Source organism: Asanoa siamensis, assembly GCF_016862555.1.
GTDB classification, from domain to species: Bacteria; Actinomycetota; Actinomycetes; order Mycobacteriales; family Micromonosporaceae; genus Asanoa; species Asanoa siamensis.
In genome coordinates, this window is the sequence record NZ_BONE01000035.1 from 1 (window position 1) to 16,453 (window position 16,453).

Genomic DNA, 16,453 nt, shown 5'->3' on the forward strand with positions numbered 1-16,453 from the left:
CCGAGGCCGACGGGTCGATCACGGTGCTCGCCGAGCGCTACCGGGGCAAGCGCTTCAACAGCCCCAACGACGTCGTCGAGCGGGCCGACGGCTCGATCTGGTTCACCGACCCGAGCTACGGCATCACCACCGACTACGAGGGCCACCAGGCCGAGCCCGAGCTCGACGGCTGCCACGTCTACCGCACCGACCCGCACAACGGTGAGGTGCGGATGGTGGCCGACGACTTCGAGCGCCCCAACGGGCTCGCGTTCAGCGCCGACGAGCAGACCATCTACATCGCCGACACGCGGCGCAAGCACATCCGCCGGTTCAGCGTCGCCGAGAGCACCAACCTGATGGGCGGCGAGGTCTTCGCCACCTGCGACAACGGGTCGTTCGACGGGCTGCGGGTCGACGCCAAGGGCCGGGTCTGGGCCGCCGCGCACGACGGCCTGCACTGCTTCTCCCCCGAGGGCGACCTGCTCGGCAAGCTGCTGGTGCCCGAGATCGTCAGCAACCTGACCTTCGGTGGGCCGCGGCTCAACCACCTGTTCATCACGGCCACCACGTCGGTCTACACGCTGCGGGTCAACTTCAACGGGGCGCGCTACCCCAGATAGCCGCGGGCCACCGGGGCCAGCAGCAGATAGGCCGCCGCCAGGCCGAACAGGCCCATCGCCGGCACCATCAGCCAGCGCTCGACCGGGCCGCCGGCGCGGAACCGCATGAACCGCGGCGTGCCCACCGTGCGCCAGGTGCAGCCGCGCACCCTCGCGGGCCAGAGCAGCGGGCTGCCCCAGTGGGTGAGCGAGTCGCCCAGCGAGTGGGCCAGCGTTCCCCACCCCGCCGCGAGGCCGACCCACCACCAGGTGGCGCCCGGCTCCGCGACCTCGCGCACGGCGAGCGCACACACGACGGCGGCGATGACCGACCCGAGCGCCGCCGTGTACTTGCGCGCCCGCCGCCCGCGCACCTGGCCCGGGATCAGCGCGTCGACGATCTCCGAGCGCAGGTGCGGCCGCAGGGCGCTGTGCGTGGCCAGCCAGACCGCGAAGCCGACGATGACGATGCTGGTGGTCACGCCCCACAGCTCGCCGGCCAGCGCGGCAGCCGCGGCGATCGCGAGCGCGAACGGCACGGTGTGCGTGACGAGCCGGTGTCCACCCTGGCCGCGCTGGCGTTCACAGTGGTCACAGGTGGCCTTGCCGAACGCGGCGGCGGCGTCCGAGACGCCCCGGGAGATCATCCGGGTGATCGGCCCGAGGGTGCGGGACACCGTGGAGCCCGGGTGGTCGATGTCGGGCAGCAGCGCGAACCCCGCTGAGACGGCGGCACCGGCCACGATCGACAGTGGCGCGACCGAGTGGCCGGCCGCGACCACCCCCGCGCATCCGCCCAACCAACCGACAGCTCCGGAGAGCGCGTGCGACTTGCCCATCATGGACCCAGTATCAGCGGGGCGCGCCAGCGATCATGGGCACGACACACGTGAGATCAACTCGCGACGGTCGGATGCCCGACCGTCAGGGCCGGATGAGCCGGATGCCGTTGACCGGGGCGCGCACCATCGACATCAGCGCGGCCGGCGCCTCGTCGAGGGTCAGGTGGTCGGTGACCAGCTCCGCGGGCCGCACGGCGCCGGCCTGGACGAGCCGGAGCAGCTCCGGGTACGCGTGTGCCGGCATCCCGTGGCTGCCGAGCAGCTCGAGCTCGTACGCGATGACCCTGTCCATCGGCAACGCCGGCCGGCCCGTCACCGCCGGCAGCAGGCCCACCTGGACGTGCCGGCCACGGCGCCGCAGGCACTCGATCGAGGTGACACAGGTGACCGACGAGCCGAGGGCGTCCAGCGACACGTGGGCACCGCCGCCCGTGCGCTCGCGGATCGCGGCGGCCACGTCGGCCGGGCCGCCGGGGACGGCCGAGGCGTCGAAGACCTCCGCGGCGCCGGCGCGGGCGGCCAGTTCCAGGGCGCGCGGCGAGATGTCGACGGCGAGCACCCGGGCACCGGCGGCCGCGGCGACCATCACGGCCGACAGGCCCACGCCGCCGCAGCCGTGCACGACGACCCACTCGCCCGGCGCGACCCGGCCCTGGTGGACGACCGCGCGGAAGGCGGTGCCGAACCGGCAGCCGAGACTGACCGCCGCGGCGTCGCTGACCTCGTCGGGCAACTGGACCACGTTGACGTCGGCGTGCTCGACGGCCACGTACTCGGCGAACGAGCCCCACCTTGTGAAGCCCGGCTGGCTCTGGTGCTCGCAGACCTGCTGGTCACCGGCCAGGCAGCTCGGGCAGCGGCCGCAGGCGCAGATGAACGGCACCGTGACGCGATCGCCGGCCCGCCACCGGGTGACGCCCGCGCCGACCTCGGTGATCACGCCGACGAACTCGTGGCCCGGCACGTGCGGCGGCACGATGTCGGGGTCGTGCCCGCGCCAGCCGTGCCAGTCGCTGCGGCACAGCCCGGTCACCGACACCCGCAGCACGGCCCCACCGGGCGGCGGGGTCGGGTCGGGCACCTCCCGGACCACCGGAGGAGAGCCGAAAGCCTCGTAGAGAACGGCGCGCACGCGGTCAGGCTACGCCGGTCGGACCCCAGCCCGGATTTCGCCCGAACGCCGCGATCAGCCGGTCCTGCGGGCCGGCCGTCGCCGGCACGTCGACCGCCGCGGCGATCGCCCCGCTGTCGCGGTAACCGGCCTCGTTGGCGGGGAACCAGTCGGCCACCTCGCGGACCAGGTCCGCGTCGAGGGCCCGGTCGGCGCCGAGGGCCGCGGCGAGGTCCCAGCCGTGTACGACGTGGTCGGCGAGCAGCTGCCGCACGTACTCGTCGGCCGGTGTCATCCCGAACGACAGCTCGACCGTGCGGGACAGCGCGCCCGGCGCGCTCACCGCGGCGATCGACTCGGCCGCCGCGTCGCGGGCAGCCGTGACCGGGTCGGCGCCGAGCAGGTCGCCCTCGAACCGGTCGCCGACCGAGCCGAGGCTGGCCCCGTTGACCAGCGGCACCGACCAGCGGTCCTCGTAGACCAGGTGGTTGACCAGGTCGCGGACCGTCCAGTCCCGGCACGGCGTCGGCGCGGACCACTGGTCGGGGCGGATCCGGGCCACCTGGTCTCCGAACCCGGCCACGGCACGACGGTAGGCGGCGGCGAGCTCCATACCGCCGATTCTGCGCGTTTCACCCCGGCCGCCGGGCCTGATCGGCGAAGTCGTCGGCGACCCGGGGCCGCAGCGCGCCGCGGCCCGCCCAGGCGAGCAGGGCGCCGACCGCGACCACGCCGACCGCGCAGGCGCCCGCGACGGTCAGCCCGTGCGGGGTGCCGAGCACCGGCGACAGCGCCGTGCCGGCCAGCGCCGAGCCACCCGCGAAGCCCAGGTAGACCGACGTGTTCACCCAGGTGAACGCCTCCGCCCGGGCCTCCTCCGGCGCGAGCTGGGCGACCAGCGTGAACTCCAGCGTCGTGGTCGGCGCGACGAACAGCCCGGCGAAGACCAGCAGCACCGCGAGCGACCAGAGGTTCTGCTGGAGCAGGAGCACGCCGAACCCGACGACGTTGAGGAGCATGAGGATCCCGTACTGGCGCCAGGGCGGGGTGCGGAACGTCCGGCTGACGTACCAGAGGCCGCCGACGATCGAGCCGATGCTCCACACCGCGATCAGCAGCCCGGCCTCGTCGGCGTGGCCCTCGACCGCCGCGTGGGCCGGGATCGCGACCTCCAGCATCCCGTATGCGACCGAGCCGAGGCCCGCGACCGTGAGCACGACCAGCATCCCGGCCGACCGCACGGGGCTGGTCCGGCGCCGGCCCGGCGCGGGGGCGGGCCAGCCCTGGCGGACCGGCCGCGCCGTCGCGAGGCCGATCGAGCCGGCGGCGGTCACCGCGGCCGCGACGAGCGTCGCCGCGTACGCGTCGGCGAACGCGGTGATCAGCCCGACCACCGCCGGCCCGATCACGTAGGTCAGCTCGACGGCGATCGCGTCCAGCGCGTACGCGGTGCGCACCTGCTCGGGTTCCGGCGCGATGCGCGGCAGCACCGCCCGCGTGACGGGATCGATCGGCGGGTTGACCGCCCCGGCGAGCCCGGCCAGCACGATCGCCACCCAGGCCGGGGCGCCGCCGCGCAGCGCGACCACCAGCACGACCAGCAGCGCCGCCTGCGCCGGGCCGCACCAGGCCAGCACGGCGGCGGCCCGGCCCCGGTCGGCGAGCCGGCCGAGGAACGGGCCGACCAGCGCGGTCAGGGCCGAGTTGGCCGCGGTGGCCAGGCCGGCCGCGCCGTACGAGCCGGTGCCGGCCGCGACGACCAGCACGAACAGCAGCGTGAGCATGCCGATCGGCAGGCGGCCGACGAGCGACGGCACCGCGATCCGGACGAACCCGGGCGTGCGGAACAGGTCGCGGTAGCGACGCAGACCCGGCCGCACCGTCAGCCGGCGAGGTCGCGCAGGCGGAGCAGCTCGTCGACCGCGCTGTCGGGCAGGTCGCCCGGGTGGTCGGCGAGGATTCGCGGGGTGGCCAGCAGCGTGTCGTGCCGGCCGGGCGGGCCGGCGAGCACCGGCCACAGGCCGACGTTGGCGCACGACTCGGCCGCCTCCGTCGCCCAGCCGGGCGGGTCCACCATGGACACGAACGCGCCGCCCTCGACGGACAGGATCAGGTGGCTGGCCACCAGCGCGGTGGTCAGCGCGACCTCGTCGCCGTCGGCGCCGGCCCGGGTGCGGTTCTCCACCCAAACCCGCAGCCGCAGCGCGGGTCGCGGCGCCGGCACCGGCTGGGCGCTGACGTTGAGCATCGCGCACAGCGGCCGGCGCTGCCGGACCATCTGGCCGACCAGCGCGCCGCGGGAGTCGTGCAACTCGGTGCGGTCGAAGCCGCCGGGGACCCGGACCGTGTGCCGGGCGCCGGCGCCGCGCAGCGTCACGTCGTCGACCTCGAAGCACATCTCGTGCTCGACCGGCTCGTCCCACGAGGCGATCGCGGTGCCGTCGACGTCGAGCGAGCCCACCGCCTTGAACCGGCCCTGTTCCGGGAGCCAGCGGTAGACGGTGCGGCGCCGTACCTGCAGGAACCGCAGCAGCACCCGGACCCGGACGTGACCCGCGGCCTCGACCAGGCACTCGGTCTGCGCGACGGCGGACAGCGACTCGTCGTCGGCCGCGCGGTCGGCCGGCATCAGCACCCCGCACCGCCAGCGGCTGGGATCGCGGTGACCGGCGGCCCGGTAGGGACGGAGCACCGGGCCCGCACCGAGGACGGTGTCGGCGATGGTCCGGGCCGCGTCGATATCCATGAGCGCTGCTGCACCTCGGTCTCTCTGGCGGGACATCCACGGGGCAGCGCGGTTGGTGGTCGGGGGGTCTCACCGGGCAAAAGCGATCATGTCGACCGTTTCGGCCAGCATAAGCCGGGCGCGGTGGATCGCTCAAGAGCGCTCCACTGTGTCGTCCGGGCACCCGTTCACCCGCACGGATGACCAGCCCGGTCACCGCTTGCGGCACTCGCCGATGCCGCGAAAACTAGGGAGCCGCCAACCTCCGTCGTGGAAGGCGGCGATCGCGTGGACGCGCCGGACGACCTGTCGAGTGACCGCACCGCGGAGCGGGCCTGGATCTGTGCCCGCCGCATCCGCGAGCGCCGGCGGCAACTCGACCTCACCCAGACCGACCTCGCCACCCTGCTGGCCAGGCGCGGGCTGCCGTTGACCAACCGCACGGTCAGCGCCATGGAGAACGGCCGCCGGCTCGACCTGGGCAAGCTGCCCGACCTGGCGGAAGCGCTGACCTGCTCGGTCACCTACCTGCTCGGGCTGACCCGCGACCCGACCCGCTGGGAACCCGACAAGACCAACTAGGGCAGGCGCCAGACCGAGGTCCGCTTCGTCGTGACGCTCTCCAGGGCCATGGTGGTCGGCACCGCGTAGGACGCGACCTCGGTGCCCGCCGCGCCCGGCCGGAAGGCACGACCGGGATCGCCCGCGTACGCGTCGGCGCCGGCCTTGCGGGCCCGGCGGAGGAAGCCGAACATCCGGGTCGCGAACGCCTGGCTGTAGAAGACGTCGCCGGCCAGCACCACGTCGGCGTCGGCGGGCCCGTCGAGGATGTCGGCCCGTTCGGCCGTGACGTCGACGCCGTTGGCCGCCGCGTTGACACCGACGGCGGCGATCGCCAGCGGGTCGATGTCGACGGCCCGCACCGACGCCGCCCCGGCCTTCGCCGCCGCGATGCCGACCAGGCCCGAGCCGCACGCCACGTCGAGCACCCGGCGGCCGGCCACGACCTCCGGGTGGTCCAGCACGTAGCGGGCCAGCGCCTGGCCGCCGGCCCAGGCGAACGCCCAGAACGGCGGTGGCTGCTCGCTGCGGAACTGGCCCTCGGTCAGCTCCCACAGCCCGATCGGCTCGTCGGCCTGGTGCAGGACGATCTCCGGTGTCAGCGGCACCGGACCCAGGCGGGCGTGCAGCCGGACGAACGCGTCAACGAGATCGGTCATCAGTCGATGTTCTCCGCCCAGGCGCGCCAGTCGTCGAGCACCCCGTGCAGGGTCGGCGTGAGCCAGCCGGGCGCGGAACGGCCGAACACGCCCGGCTCCATCGAGCCCGCGCCGTCGGGCAGCACGCCGACCAGGTTGTCGACGAGGTCCGAGAGGTTGGACCAGTGCGCGAGCTCCGGCTCGGCGGGCCACGCCCCGAGCACGACCCCGGCCGTCACGGCGCGCCGGTGCAGCGCCTCGAGCGTGAGCGCGATGTGGTTGAGCGTGCCGGACCCGGCGCGGGCCACGACGACGGCCGGCGCGTCCAGCGAGACGGCGAGGTCGGCGACGGTCCACGGCTCGCCGGACGGGCGCAGCCCCATCGGCACGAGCAACCCGCCGGCGCCGTCGACCAGCACCACGTCGTGCTTGCCGGCCTCCTCGCGCACGGCGTCGACCACCGCGTAGAGCTCCAGCGGCTCCACCTGGGCGATCCTGGCGGCGGCCAGCGGCGAGAGGGGCTCGGGATAGCTCGCGAGCAGGCGGGCGGTCGCCGGCGCCGCCAGCGCGCGCACCATGTCCACGTCGGACGGACGGCCGTCGGGCAGGCCCGTCTGCCCCGGCTTGACCACGGCGACGCGCAACCCGGCGGCCTGGGCCGCGACCGCCACCGCCGCGGTCGCGATGGTCTTCCCCACACCGTTGTCGGTGCCGGTGACCAGAACAGGGCCGGTCCACGCGTCGCTCACGCCGCGCACTTCACCACAAGGTGCACTGCCTGGTCAAAACCACGCACGCGGTCAGTCGGCGAGGTCTTCGGCCAGGAGGTCGAGCAGCAGGCCGTCGTGGAAGGTGCCGTCGGGCCCGCGCTCGTAGGCGCGCAGCACGCCGACCTTGCGGAAACCCACCTTCTCGTACGCCCGGACGGCCGCCGTGTTGGCCGCGGCGGGGTCGATCACCAGCCGGTGGTGGCCCACGGTGCGGATGAGGTGCTTGGCCATCGTGCGGACGGCGTCGGTGCCGATGCCCTTGCCGTGCGCGGTCGGCTCGAGGTAGATGTCCATGCCCGCGTGCCGGTACATGGGGTCCTCCTCCTCGTAGGTCTGCACGGCGCCGATGATGCGCCCGTCGACCTCCACGACGAAGGTGCGGTCGATGTCCTCGGCCACGGCCGCGGGATAGTCCTCCTCGGGACCCCACCAGAGGGTGACCTCGGGGGCCGACCGGATCACGGCGAGGGGCGCTATGTCGGCGTCGGTCGCCGGACGGAGAACCACGTACGCGCCGGTCAACGTCGTCATCCTTGGAAGGCTATCTCCGGCTGGAAGCTCGCCGCGCCCGGTTTTCCCATCGGCCTCACCGGCCTCCCGTTCCGCACTCCGGTACCAGCGCTTATGGCCTTTCGGCCGGGACGAGACGGTGTAATCGGGCACTAAACTCGTCGCTGTCCGTGGAGCCGCGCGCGACTACGCGCAGCGGAGGACACGAGGGGGCGGATGTGGGCGCATCCGCCCCCTTTTCATGCCCTGACACACCCGCGGGCGCGACGCCGAACCGGCATCGCGCCCGCGAGGAGGGTCCCTTCCCGCCGTCCCACGGGAAGGGACCCGGACCCATCCCCTACCCCCGGCGGCCCGGCCCCTCGTCGGGACCGTCCGTCGGAGCCTGTGCCGGCGTCAGCCCGACGCCGTAGTCCGATCCCGCAGCGGCACGGTCACGCTCGCGACCGCCCCGTCGCGCCGCACCGGCACGGCGTGGCCGAGCCGCAGCAGCGTCCGCACCATGCCCGGGTTGTCGGCGGCCGTGTGGGCCAGCACAGCGGCGCAGCCGAGCCGCTCGGCGTGCGCGAAGGCCCGCCGCACCAGGGCGGTGCCGACGCCGCGCCGCTGCCAGCCGTCCTCGACGACCACCGACAGCTCCGCCAGCGAGCCCTCCACGACCACAGTGGCCATTCCGACGACAGAGCCAGCTCCCGGCGCCACGGCGAGCAGCGTCCGCACCCGCGTCGGGTCGAGCAGCCGGGCGAGCTGCGCCGGCCCCGGCACGTCGGCCGCGGTCAGGTAGCGGCGCCGCCGCGTGTCCGGCGAGCAGCGCTCGTGCATCGCCGTCACGGCCGGCCCGTCGTCCGGGGCCGCCGGGCGCAGCACCAGTTCCGCGCCGTCGGGCAGCAGCAGCGTCGCGGTCTCGGAGGCCCGCTGTGCCGCCGCGGCCGCGACGTCGACCAGGGCCTGCGCCCGCGCGTACTCGGCCGGGGTCAGGTCGGGCGCCGCGCGCCGCACGTCGTAATGGCCGCCGGTCGGGTCCGGCAGCGCCATCGCGTGTGCCCGCATGCCGGGCGCCGCCGGCCCGGCCGGCCGCCAGCTCACCGTGTCGGCGTCGAGCAGGGTCCGCAGCGCATCGCCGAGCGCGTCGGGATCGCGGACCAGCCGGGCGGCCAGGCCGAGCACCCGGGTCGGCTGGTCGGCCAGGCCCTGCGCCTCGGCCGGCGCGATCCAGGCCTCGCGGCCCCGGCCCCGCTCGACCGCGGCCCGCAGGTCGGCCTCGGTCATCGGGTGCGGCGCGTCGACCAGGAACTCGTCGACCGCGCCGGCCTCGGTGGTGTGCACCTGCACGGCGAGGATGTTGACCGCCTTGAGCGCGAGGCTCGCGGTCAGGACGGAGAGGAAACCCGGACGGTCGTCGACCGTCGCGCGGATCCGCCACAACGTCATGCCCGTCCTCCTTCGTGTCTCAGGCCGCCGCGACCGGCGGCGCGGTGACCAGGTCGAGCCGGTCGCCGAGGATCACGGCGGCGGCCCGGACGAGCTGGGCCACCCGGTCGACCTCGCTGACGTGGAACGCGGCGGCCGGCATGTCCTCGCCGGGGCCCCGGGCGACGACCAGCACCAGGCCGGCCCGACCGAACGGCGCCACCGCGTACCGGGTGCCGTCCGGGCCTTCCATCGGTCGGGCCCGCAGCGGCGTGACCTCCGGCAGCCCCGGCGACTCCGGCGCCCGCCAGCTCGCGCAGGCGACCGCCGGGGCCGCACCGGACCGGGCGGCCCAGTCCGCGGGTACGACCGCGGCGGCCGCCCAGTCCGCGGCGAGCAACCCCGGCACGGCGTCGACCAGGGTGGCCAGGCCGTCCGCGGGGTTCGCGGCGAGCTGGGCGAGCAGCTCGGAGTCGTGACCGCCGCTGGTGGGCGCGCCGATCGCCCGCCAGATGCCGTCGATGTGCACGCCGGGGATCGCACCGAGCCCCGCGTGCAGCCGATCCAACCTGTTGCCGCCCGGCCACACGACGGTGAAGTCGTCGACGGCCCGGCCACCCAACCGTTCCAGCACGACGACCTGGACGATGTCGGCACCGGCGACGCCGAGCGTGCGCGCCACCTGGCCGAGCGCCCCGGGCCGGTCGGGAAGGGTCACCCGCACCCGCAACAACATCCCGTCCCCCCTCGTTCGCGTTGGGTCAAGCCTGCGGGTTGACCATTTCGTCCCTGTTGCCGAGGCGTGTCCCCGCAGATACAAGCTCGGCTTGACACCGTGAACGGCGTGCCCTCAACTGTTCAGATGACCGAGGAGGGGCCGGCTGGGCTCGATCTGCGTAGTCTGTCCGGCTACCTGGGCACCCCGGTGTCCGCGTCGCTGATCCCCGGCGGGCGCTCCAACCTCACCTACTACCTGACCGCCGGCGGCGAGGAGCTGGTGCTGCGCCGCCCACCGCTGGGCCACGTGCTGGCCACCGCGCACGACATGGGCCGCGAGTTCCGGGTGATCTCGGCGCTGGCGGCGACGCCGGTGCCCGTACCCGAGACGGTCCGGTTCTGTCCTGACGAGACGGTCATCGGCGCGCCGTTCTATCTCATGCGCCGCGTCGACGGCGCTGTGTTCCGTGACAAGGCGCAGACCGACCCGCTGGGCGCGGAACGCCGCCGCGACCTCGCGTACGCCATGATGGACACTCTCGCCGCCCTGCACTCGGTCAAGCCCGACGACGTGGGGCTGGGCGACTTCGGCCGGCCCGACGGCTTCCTGGCCCGCCAGGTCAAGCGGTGGAGCGGCCAGCTCGACAGGTCCCGCAGCCGGCCACTGCCCGATGTGGACGCACTACGCGACAGGCTCGCCGCGACCATCCCGGTGACGGCGGGGCCGGGCGCGATCGTGCACGGCGACTACCGGCTCGACAACCTCATCGTCGCGACCGACGGCAGCGCGATCCGGGCCGTGCTCGACTGGGAGATGGCCACGCTCGGCGACCCGCTCGCCGATCTGGGCCTGCTGCTGACCTACTGGGACGTGCTCGGCGGTCCCGCCGCCGCGGGTGCCGCCGGCGTCGTCTCCACCGGGCTCGGCCCGCGCGCCGGCTTCCCGAGCGGCGCCGACCTGATCGCCCGCTACGTGGCCGCGGGCGGCGTCGACGTCGGCCCGCTCGACTGGCACGTGGCGCTCGGCTGCTTCAAGCTCGCCGTGATCTCCGAGGGGATCTACTACCGATACACGCTCGGCCAGACCGTGGGCGAGGGCTTCGAGCGGTTCGCCGACATGGCCGCTCCGCTCACCGCGTACGGGCTTGCCGCACTCGCATCCGTGGAGGGCTGATGGACTTCGGCTTCGATCAACGCACCGGGGAACTGCACGAGGCGGTCAACGACTTCCTGACCGAGCACGTCTACCCGGCCGAGCCGGTCTTCGCGGCCCAGGTCGAGCGGGCCGAGAACCCGTGGACCCGGCCGCCCCTGATGGACGAGCTCAAGGCGGAGGCCCGCCGGCGCGGCCTGTGGAACCTGTTCCTGCCGGGCACGCACGGCGCGGGCCTGACCAACCTGCAGTACGCGCCGCTGGCCGAGCTGCTCGGTCGCAGTCCGCACATCGCGCCGGAGGCGCTCAACTGCGCCGCCCCCGACACCGGCAACATGGAGCTTCTCGGCGAGTTCGGCTCGCCCGAGCAGCAGGCACGCTGGCTCAGCCCGTTGCTGGAAGGCACGATCCGGTCGGCGTTCTGCATGACCGAGCCCGACGTGGCCTCCTCCGACGCGACCAACATCGCCACGACCATCCGCCGCGACGGCGACTCGTACGTGATCGACGGGCGCAAGTGGTGGTCCTCCGGTGCGATGGACCCGCGCTGCGAGATCTTCATCGTGATGGGCAAGACGGATCCGTCCGCCGAGCGGCACAAGCAGCAGAGCATGATCCTCGTGCCCCGCGACACGCCCGGCGTGACCGTGCACCGGGGGATGACGGTCTTCGGCTTCACCGACGGCTCGCACGGTGGGCACGCCGAGATCAGCTTCGAAGGGGTACGCGTACCCGCGGAGAACCTGATCGCCGCGGAGGGTGACGGCTTCGGCATCGCCCAGGCCCGGCTCGGCCCCGGCCGGATCCACCACTGCATGCGCCTGATCGGCATGGCGGAGCGGGCGCTCGAGCTGCTCTGCGGCCGGGTCGCGGCGCGCGAGGCGTTCGGCAAGCCGCTGGCCGAGCAGGGCGTGGTGCGCGACTGGATCGCCGAGTCGCGGGTCCGGATCGAGCAGGCCCGGCTGCTGGTGCTCAAGACCGCGTGGTTGATGGACACCGTCGGCAACAAGGGCGCGCACACCGAGATCCAGGCGATCAAGATCGCGACTCCGGCGATGGCCGAGTGGGTGATCGACAAGGCGATCCAGGCCCACGGAGCCGCGGGCGTCAGCCAGGACACGCCGCTGGCGGCGCTCTGGACGTCGGCCCGCACGCTGCGCCTGGCCGACGGGCCCGACGAGGTGCACCGCGCCTCGCTGGCCCGCCGCGAGTTGCGGAAGTGGTCGCTGGCCTAGAGGTCGAGGAGCTCCGGGTCCGCGACGGACGCCCTGACCGCTCGGCGCTCGTCGTCGGTCAGGGTGAGCTCCCGCAGCCGTCGGGCCCACTCATCGGTAGGCCGGCCCAGGGCGGTGGCGAGCTCCACCAACTGGGCGAGCGCCAGGGCCCGGTCGCGCGCCGGCGCGGTCTCGCCGTGCCGGCGCAGGCCGGAGTTGAGCGCGCGGAAGGCGGCCAGGTCGTCCTCCTTGAACTCCCGCAGGATCCGGGCGTTGTCGAGGACCTTGGCGAGGCCGGTCAGCTCCGTCGAGCCGCCGTACTCCAACTCGGCCGGCTCGTCGCGCTGGATGAAGACGACCGAGTTGCCGGACGGATCCATGATCGTGAACCGCGAGGCCCCCGGCCGGTACCGGGTGATCCGGGGCAGGCCCTTGGCCAGCACCTTCCCGTACGCGCCGCGCATCTTCCCGACGAAGGCGGCGTGATAGGGCGCGACCTCGTCGACCATCACGAGGCAACCGCCGGTGGTCTCCTCGGCGGGGTCGACGCCCTTGGCCGCCCGCCCGTAGTGGATGTCGACCGACCGCCAGGCGAAGGCGAGATAGAGGTACGGCCGGCGCTGGTCCCAGGTCACCTCGAAGCCGAGCGCCCGCCAGAACGCGAGGGTCTCGTCGGGCGCCACGCACGGCAGCAGCGGCACCATGGTCTCGTTGGCGGGCACATGCATCGGCGACACCCTTTCGACGACCGGCAGTCTGCCAAACCGCCGGCCGACTCGCACATGGCCGGCCACGATAATCGGGTGTGCGAGCCGCGCTCATGATTGGCACGATGGGCGACGTGTTGGAACTGCACCCGACCTACCCCGTACGCACCGAGCGCCTGCTGCTGCGCCCGCTCACGACCGCCGACACCGACGCCCTGCTGGCCTACCGCAGCCGGCCCGACGTGTGCCGGTACGTGCCGTTCGAGCCGATGACCCCCGAGGTGATCGCCGACCGCCTGGCCGGGATGTGGGCGACGACGTCGCTGACCGACGAGGGCCAGGCGCTGACGCTGGGCATCGAGCTGGCGGCGACGGGCCAGCTCGTCGGCGACGTGGTGCTCTTCTTCCACAGCCGCCTGCACCGCGGCGGCGAGATCGGCTACGTGGTCAACCCCGACTTCGAGGGCAACGGGTACGCGACGGAAGCGTCCCGCGCCCTGCTCGGCCTGGCCTTCGACGACCTGGGCCTGCACCGCGTGATCGGCCGCATCGACGAACGCAACGAGCCGTCGGCCAAGGTCCTGCGCCGCCTGGGCCTGCGCCAGGAGGCCCGGCTGGTGCACAACGAACTCGTCAAGGGCGAGTGGAGCACGGAGCTGGACTTCGCGATCCTGGCCGACGAATGGCGCGCCCAGCGGTGACCCACCCGGGCGCGCCCGCAGGCTTCCTGACGACGGCGCTCTGTGTGCCGCAGTGGCAGGGCTCGAGCGCGCCGTCGGCGCGGCGCCTGTCGGTGGGGGCGCACCGCACGGCGGCGCTCCTGCCGGCTGACCGGGTCGTCACCGTGCCGGTGCGGGACGACCCGGGCGAGTTCGACCAGGGCGTGAAGGCGCTCGACGTGCTGGTGGCCAACCTGCGGGCGACCGAGGCGGCCCTGGCCACGATCGAGGGCCAGGTCTTCACGGCCGGCGGCGAGTGCGGGGTGGACCTGGCCCCGATCACCGCGGCCCACGCCCGCTACGGGGACGACCTCACGGTGCTCTGGTTCGACGCGCATCCGGACCTCTACACACCGCGTACGCTGCCGTCGGGCTCGTTCCACGGCATGGTGCTGCGCACGCTGCTCGGCGACGGCCCGGCGCCGCTGGTCCCGGCCGACCCGCTCCGCCCGCCACAGGTGATCCTCGCCGGCGTCCGGGCGGGCGACCGCACCGAGCACGAATACCTGGCCCACACGGGCATCCGCGCCCACGGCGTCGCCGACCTGGAGTCAGCGGTCGAGGGATTGTCGGGCCCGGTCTACGTACACATCGACCTGGACGTCCTCGACCCGGCGTCGTTCGCCTCGGTCGGCTACCCGGAACCCGCCGGCGTCACCCCTGACCGCCTGGCCACCCTGCTCGCGACCCTGGACACCGTGGTCGGCGCGGCGATCACCGAACACGCCCCGGCGGAAGGCCCGCCCGACACGACCGAGGCCGAGATCATCCGCGGCCTCGCCACCGCCCTCCGCTTTTCACGGGCGAGCTGAGGTCGTCTGTGTCCCGTAGCGATCCGCGACGCGTGCGAAAATAGGGCCGGGCGACGAGCAGGCGAGGAGGTGGTCAGCTGTGACGGCGGCATCCCTAGAACATGTCGGTCCGTGGACCGAGGACGAGTACTTCGATCTAGGCAAGACCCTCCAGCGCATCGAGCTGTTCGACGGGAGTCTGCTCGTGAGTCCGGCCCCGAGCAAGCGCCACCAGCGCGTGAGCCGCAAGCTCGCCGCGATGCTGGACGTGACCGCGGAGCCCGCCGGCCTCACCGTGTACGAGGCGGTCAACCTACGCCTCAAGGCCAACCGCGTCGTGATCCCTGATCTCGTGGTCGCGGACACCGACGAGGACGGTTCGATCGTCGAGGCCGCCGAGGTGCGCCTCGTGGGCGAGATCGTCTCGCCGAGCAACGCGATCGCCGACCGGGTCCTCAAGATGCAGCTTTACGCGATGGCCGGGATTCCGGCCTACCTTCTCGTCGAGACCGAGACCGAGACCGAGGCCGACTCCCCCGTGCTCCGGCTGTTCGTGCTGCGCGGCGAGCACTACGTGCTCGCGGCCGAGGCCACACCGGGTGAGCGCCTCCAGGCCACCGAGCCGCTGGCGCTGGACATCCCGGTGGCCGGCCCCGTCTAGCCCACGACCTGTTCCTACGATCGTCGCGTGACGGACGATCGGCGCACCGGGACCACGACGGGCAGCACGCGGGAGTGGCGGGTCGAGGAAGGGTGGGGTGTGGTCGACTCGCCGGATACGCCTGGTGGGTGTTGGGTGCATTTCAGCCAGATCGAGATGGCCGGCTACCGGGCCCTCGCGCCCGGGCAGGTGGTGCGGCTCGAGTGGGAAGCGCCCGGGCAGGACGGCTACGACTTCCGGGCCGTCACGGTCGTGCCCTAGGCGCTCGCGCGCTCCACCAGCGACGTGTCCAGCAGGACGTAGGGCTGCGGGATGTCCGCGCGGCGGATGCGGGCCACCAGCAAGCGGGCCATTTCCCGGCCCATCTCCTCGATCGGCTGGTGCACCGTCGTCAGCGGCGGGTTCGACTGCCGGGCGATCGGGGCGTCGTCGAAACCCACCACCGCCACGTCGTCCGGGACCCGGCAGCCCGCCTCCTGCAGCGCGCGCAGCGCGCCGAAGGCCATCAGGTCCGACGCCGCGAAGACCGCGTCGAGGTCGGGTGTCTCCTCCAGCAGCCGGCGCATCGCCGCCGTGCCACTCGCCTCGCTGAAGTCGCCGTACGCGATCAGGTTCTCCGCCACCCGCGCGCCCGTCGCCTCGACCGCCTGGCGGTAGCCCGCCAGCCTCGTCACGCCGGCGCCCATGTCCTGGGGGCCCGCGATCGTCGCCACCGTGCGGCGGCCGCGGCCGAACAGGTACTCGACGGCCTGCCGGGCCCCGCCCGCGTTGTCGACGTCGACGTAGTAGGCCTGCTGCGCCCCCGGCTCCAGCATCCGCGCCGGCCGGCCGCCCAGCACCGTCGGCAGGCCGCGCTGCTCCAGCAGCGTCGGCAGCGGGTCGGCGTCGTGCAGCGAGAGCAGCAGCACGCCGTCGATGTGCTGGTTGGTCAGGTGGTGCTCGATCCGCTCCCGCTCGGCCGGCGACTGCGCCATCGCGAGCCACAGCTGCATCGACGTGTCGAGCAGGCCCGAGCTGACGCCGCGCACTATCGCGGCGAAGAACGGCTCGCCGAAGACCCGCTCCTCCGACTCCGAGACGACCAGGGCGACCGAGTCGGTGCGCTGGGTGACCAGGGCCCGGGCCGCGCGGTTGGGGACGTAGCCGAGCTCGGCGATCGCCGCCTGCACCGCCGCCCGGGCCTCCGGGCTGACCTGTGGTGAGCCGTTGACCACCCGGGAGACGGTGCCCCGGCCGACCCCGGCCCGCGCGGCGACCGCGTCGAGGGTGGGTCGGCCGAGGGACCGGGTGCGCTGGGTAGTCATCGTTTCGCTCCTCCGCCGGCGGCTGGCCGGCGTTTCGGT

General features: G+C 73.9%; 20 protein-coding genes. 8 read left to right on the forward strand and 12 right to left on the reverse strand.

What is annotated here, in order from left to right:
- Positions 1-602, forward strand: a 602-nt coding sequence (locus tag Asi02nite_RS21465) for an SMP-30/gluconolactonase/LRE family protein (RefSeq protein ID WP_203715638.1), incomplete at its 5' end; no start/stop codon positions are given.
- Here the strand turns inward: Asi02nite_RS21465 and Asi02nite_RS21470 are convergent.
- The 5 genes from Asi02nite_RS21470 to Asi02nite_RS21490 form a co-directional block, all read right to left on the reverse strand.
- Positions 590-1,423 (reverse strand): metal-dependent hydrolase, encoded by an 834-nt coding sequence (locus Asi02nite_RS21470; RefSeq protein WP_203715640.1) that lies wholly within the window; start codon positions 1,421-1,423, stop codon positions 590-592. The genes Asi02nite_RS21465 and Asi02nite_RS21470 overlap by 13 nt on opposite strands.
- 82 nt (positions 1,424-1,505) lie before the next feature.
- Positions 1,506-2,555 carry a zinc-dependent alcohol dehydrogenase family protein gene (locus Asi02nite_RS21475; protein ID WP_203715642.1) on the reverse strand — a complete coding sequence of 350 codons (1,050 nt, stop codon included), beginning with the start codon at positions 2,553-2,555 and terminating at the stop codon, positions 1,506-1,508.
- Between the two features lie 4 nt (positions 2,556-2,559).
- Positions 2,560-3,147, reverse strand: coding sequence for a TIGR03086 family metal-binding protein (locus tag Asi02nite_RS21480; RefSeq protein ID WP_203715643.1), 588 nt, complete (start codon positions 3,145-3,147; stop codon positions 2,560-2,562).
- 19 nt (positions 3,148-3,166) lie between these two features.
- Positions 3,167-4,414, reverse strand: coding sequence for an MFS transporter (locus Asi02nite_RS21485; RefSeq protein ID WP_203715644.1), 1,248 nt, complete (start codon positions 4,412-4,414; stop codon positions 3,167-3,169).
- 2 nt (positions 4,415-4,416) lie between these two features.
- On the reverse strand, positions 4,417-5,280 hold the full coding sequence (locus Asi02nite_RS21490) for a hypothetical protein (RefSeq protein ID WP_203715645.1): 864 nt from the start codon (positions 5,278-5,280) through the stop codon (positions 4,417-4,419).
- A gap of 267 nt (positions 5,281-5,547) precedes the next feature.
- On the opposite strand from Asi02nite_RS21490, the gene Asi02nite_RS21495 reads away from it, so the two are divergent.
- Positions 5,548-5,841 carry a helix-turn-helix domain-containing protein gene (locus tag Asi02nite_RS21495; RefSeq protein WP_203715646.1) on the forward strand — a complete coding sequence of 98 codons (294 nt, stop codon included), beginning with the start codon at positions 5,548-5,550 and terminating at the stop codon, positions 5,839-5,841.
- Here Asi02nite_RS21495 and Asi02nite_RS21500 read toward each other — a convergent pair.
- The 5 genes from Asi02nite_RS21500 to Asi02nite_RS21520 all read right to left on the reverse strand — a co-directional run bounded on the left by Asi02nite_RS21500 (position 5,838) and on the right by Asi02nite_RS21520 (position 9,884).
- Complete coding sequence (locus Asi02nite_RS21500; protein ID WP_203715648.1) at positions 5,838-6,479, reverse strand: class I SAM-dependent methyltransferase; 642 nt, start codon at positions 6,477-6,479, stop codon at positions 5,838-5,840. The two genes, Asi02nite_RS21495 and Asi02nite_RS21500, sit on opposite strands and share 4 nt — an antisense overlap.
- Positions 6,479-7,216 (reverse strand): dethiobiotin synthase, encoded by a 738-nt coding sequence (bioD, locus tag Asi02nite_RS21505; protein ID WP_203715650.1) that lies wholly within the window; start codon positions 7,214-7,216, stop codon positions 6,479-6,481. Before bioD ends, Asi02nite_RS21500 begins: the two co-directional genes overlap by 1 nt.
- 42 nt (positions 7,217-7,258) lie before the next feature.
- Positions 7,259-7,759, reverse strand: a complete 501-nt coding sequence (locus Asi02nite_RS21510) for a GNAT family N-acetyltransferase (RefSeq protein ID WP_203715651.1) — start codon at positions 7,757-7,759, stop codon at positions 7,259-7,261.
- Positions 7,760-8,134: 375 nt separating this feature from the next.
- A complete protein-coding gene (locus tag Asi02nite_RS21515; RefSeq protein ID WP_203715652.1) occupies positions 8,135-9,169 on the reverse strand; it encodes a GNAT family N-acetyltransferase in 1,035 nt (344 codons plus the stop codon).
- A gap of 19 nt (positions 9,170-9,188) precedes the next feature.
- A complete protein-coding gene (locus tag Asi02nite_RS21520) occupies positions 9,189-9,884 on the reverse strand; it encodes an ACT domain-containing protein (protein WP_203715653.1) in 696 nt (231 codons plus the stop codon).
- Positions 9,885-10,010: 126 nt separating this feature from the next.
- Between Asi02nite_RS21520 and Asi02nite_RS21525 the strand changes: the two genes are divergently transcribed.
- Together Asi02nite_RS21525 and Asi02nite_RS21530 are read left to right on the forward strand one after the other, a co-directional pair.
- Positions 10,011-11,039: a phosphotransferase family protein gene (locus Asi02nite_RS21525; RefSeq protein WP_203715654.1), complete on the forward strand. Its 1,029-nt coding sequence runs from the start codon at positions 10,011-10,013 to the stop codon at positions 11,037-11,039.
- Positions 11,039-12,253 carry an acyl-CoA dehydrogenase family protein gene (locus tag Asi02nite_RS21530; protein ID WP_203715660.1) on the forward strand — a complete coding sequence of 405 codons (1,215 nt, stop codon included), beginning with the start codon at positions 11,039-11,041 and terminating at the stop codon, positions 12,251-12,253. The genes Asi02nite_RS21525 and Asi02nite_RS21530 overlap by 1 nt, the downstream gene beginning before the upstream one ends.
- On the opposite strand, the gene Asi02nite_RS21535 is transcribed toward Asi02nite_RS21530, so the two are convergent.
- The gene (locus Asi02nite_RS21535; RefSeq protein ID WP_203715661.1) at positions 12,250-12,960 is read right to left on the reverse strand and encodes a DUF8817 family protein; all 711 of its coding nucleotides are present in this window, start codon (positions 12,958-12,960) and stop codon (positions 12,250-12,252) included. The two genes, Asi02nite_RS21530 and Asi02nite_RS21535, sit on opposite strands and share 4 nt — an antisense overlap.
- A gap of 104 nt (positions 12,961-13,064) precedes the next feature.
- Between Asi02nite_RS21535 and Asi02nite_RS21540 the strand changes: the two genes are divergently transcribed.
- The 4 genes from Asi02nite_RS21540 to Asi02nite_RS21555 all read left to right on the forward strand — a co-directional run bounded on the left by Asi02nite_RS21540 (position 13,065) and on the right by Asi02nite_RS21555 (position 15,371).
- A complete protein-coding gene (locus tag Asi02nite_RS21540) occupies positions 13,065-13,640 on the forward strand; it encodes a GNAT family N-acetyltransferase (protein ID WP_203715662.1) in 576 nt (191 codons plus the stop codon).
- The gene (locus Asi02nite_RS21545) at positions 13,622-14,470 is read left to right on the forward strand and encodes an arginase family protein (protein ID WP_203715664.1); all 849 of its coding nucleotides are present in this window, start codon (positions 13,622-13,624) and stop codon (positions 14,468-14,470) included. The genes Asi02nite_RS21540 and Asi02nite_RS21545 overlap by 19 nt, the downstream gene beginning before the upstream one ends.
- 79 nt (positions 14,471-14,549) lie before the next feature.
- Complete coding sequence (locus Asi02nite_RS21550) at positions 14,550-15,110, forward strand: Uma2 family endonuclease (protein WP_203715666.1); 561 nt, start codon at positions 14,550-14,552, stop codon at positions 15,108-15,110.
- A gap of 27 nt (positions 15,111-15,137) precedes the next feature.
- Positions 15,138-15,371 (forward strand): cold-shock protein, encoded by a 234-nt coding sequence (locus Asi02nite_RS21555; RefSeq protein ID WP_203715668.1) that lies wholly within the window; start codon positions 15,138-15,140, stop codon positions 15,369-15,371.
- Here the strand turns inward: Asi02nite_RS21555 and Asi02nite_RS21560 are convergent.
- Positions 15,368-16,414: a LacI family DNA-binding transcriptional regulator gene (locus tag Asi02nite_RS21560; RefSeq protein ID WP_203715670.1), complete on the reverse strand. Its 1,047-nt coding sequence runs from the start codon at positions 16,412-16,414 to the stop codon at positions 15,368-15,370. The genes Asi02nite_RS21555 and Asi02nite_RS21560 overlap by 4 nt on opposite strands.
- Between the last annotated feature and the right edge of the window lie 39 nt (positions 16,415-16,453).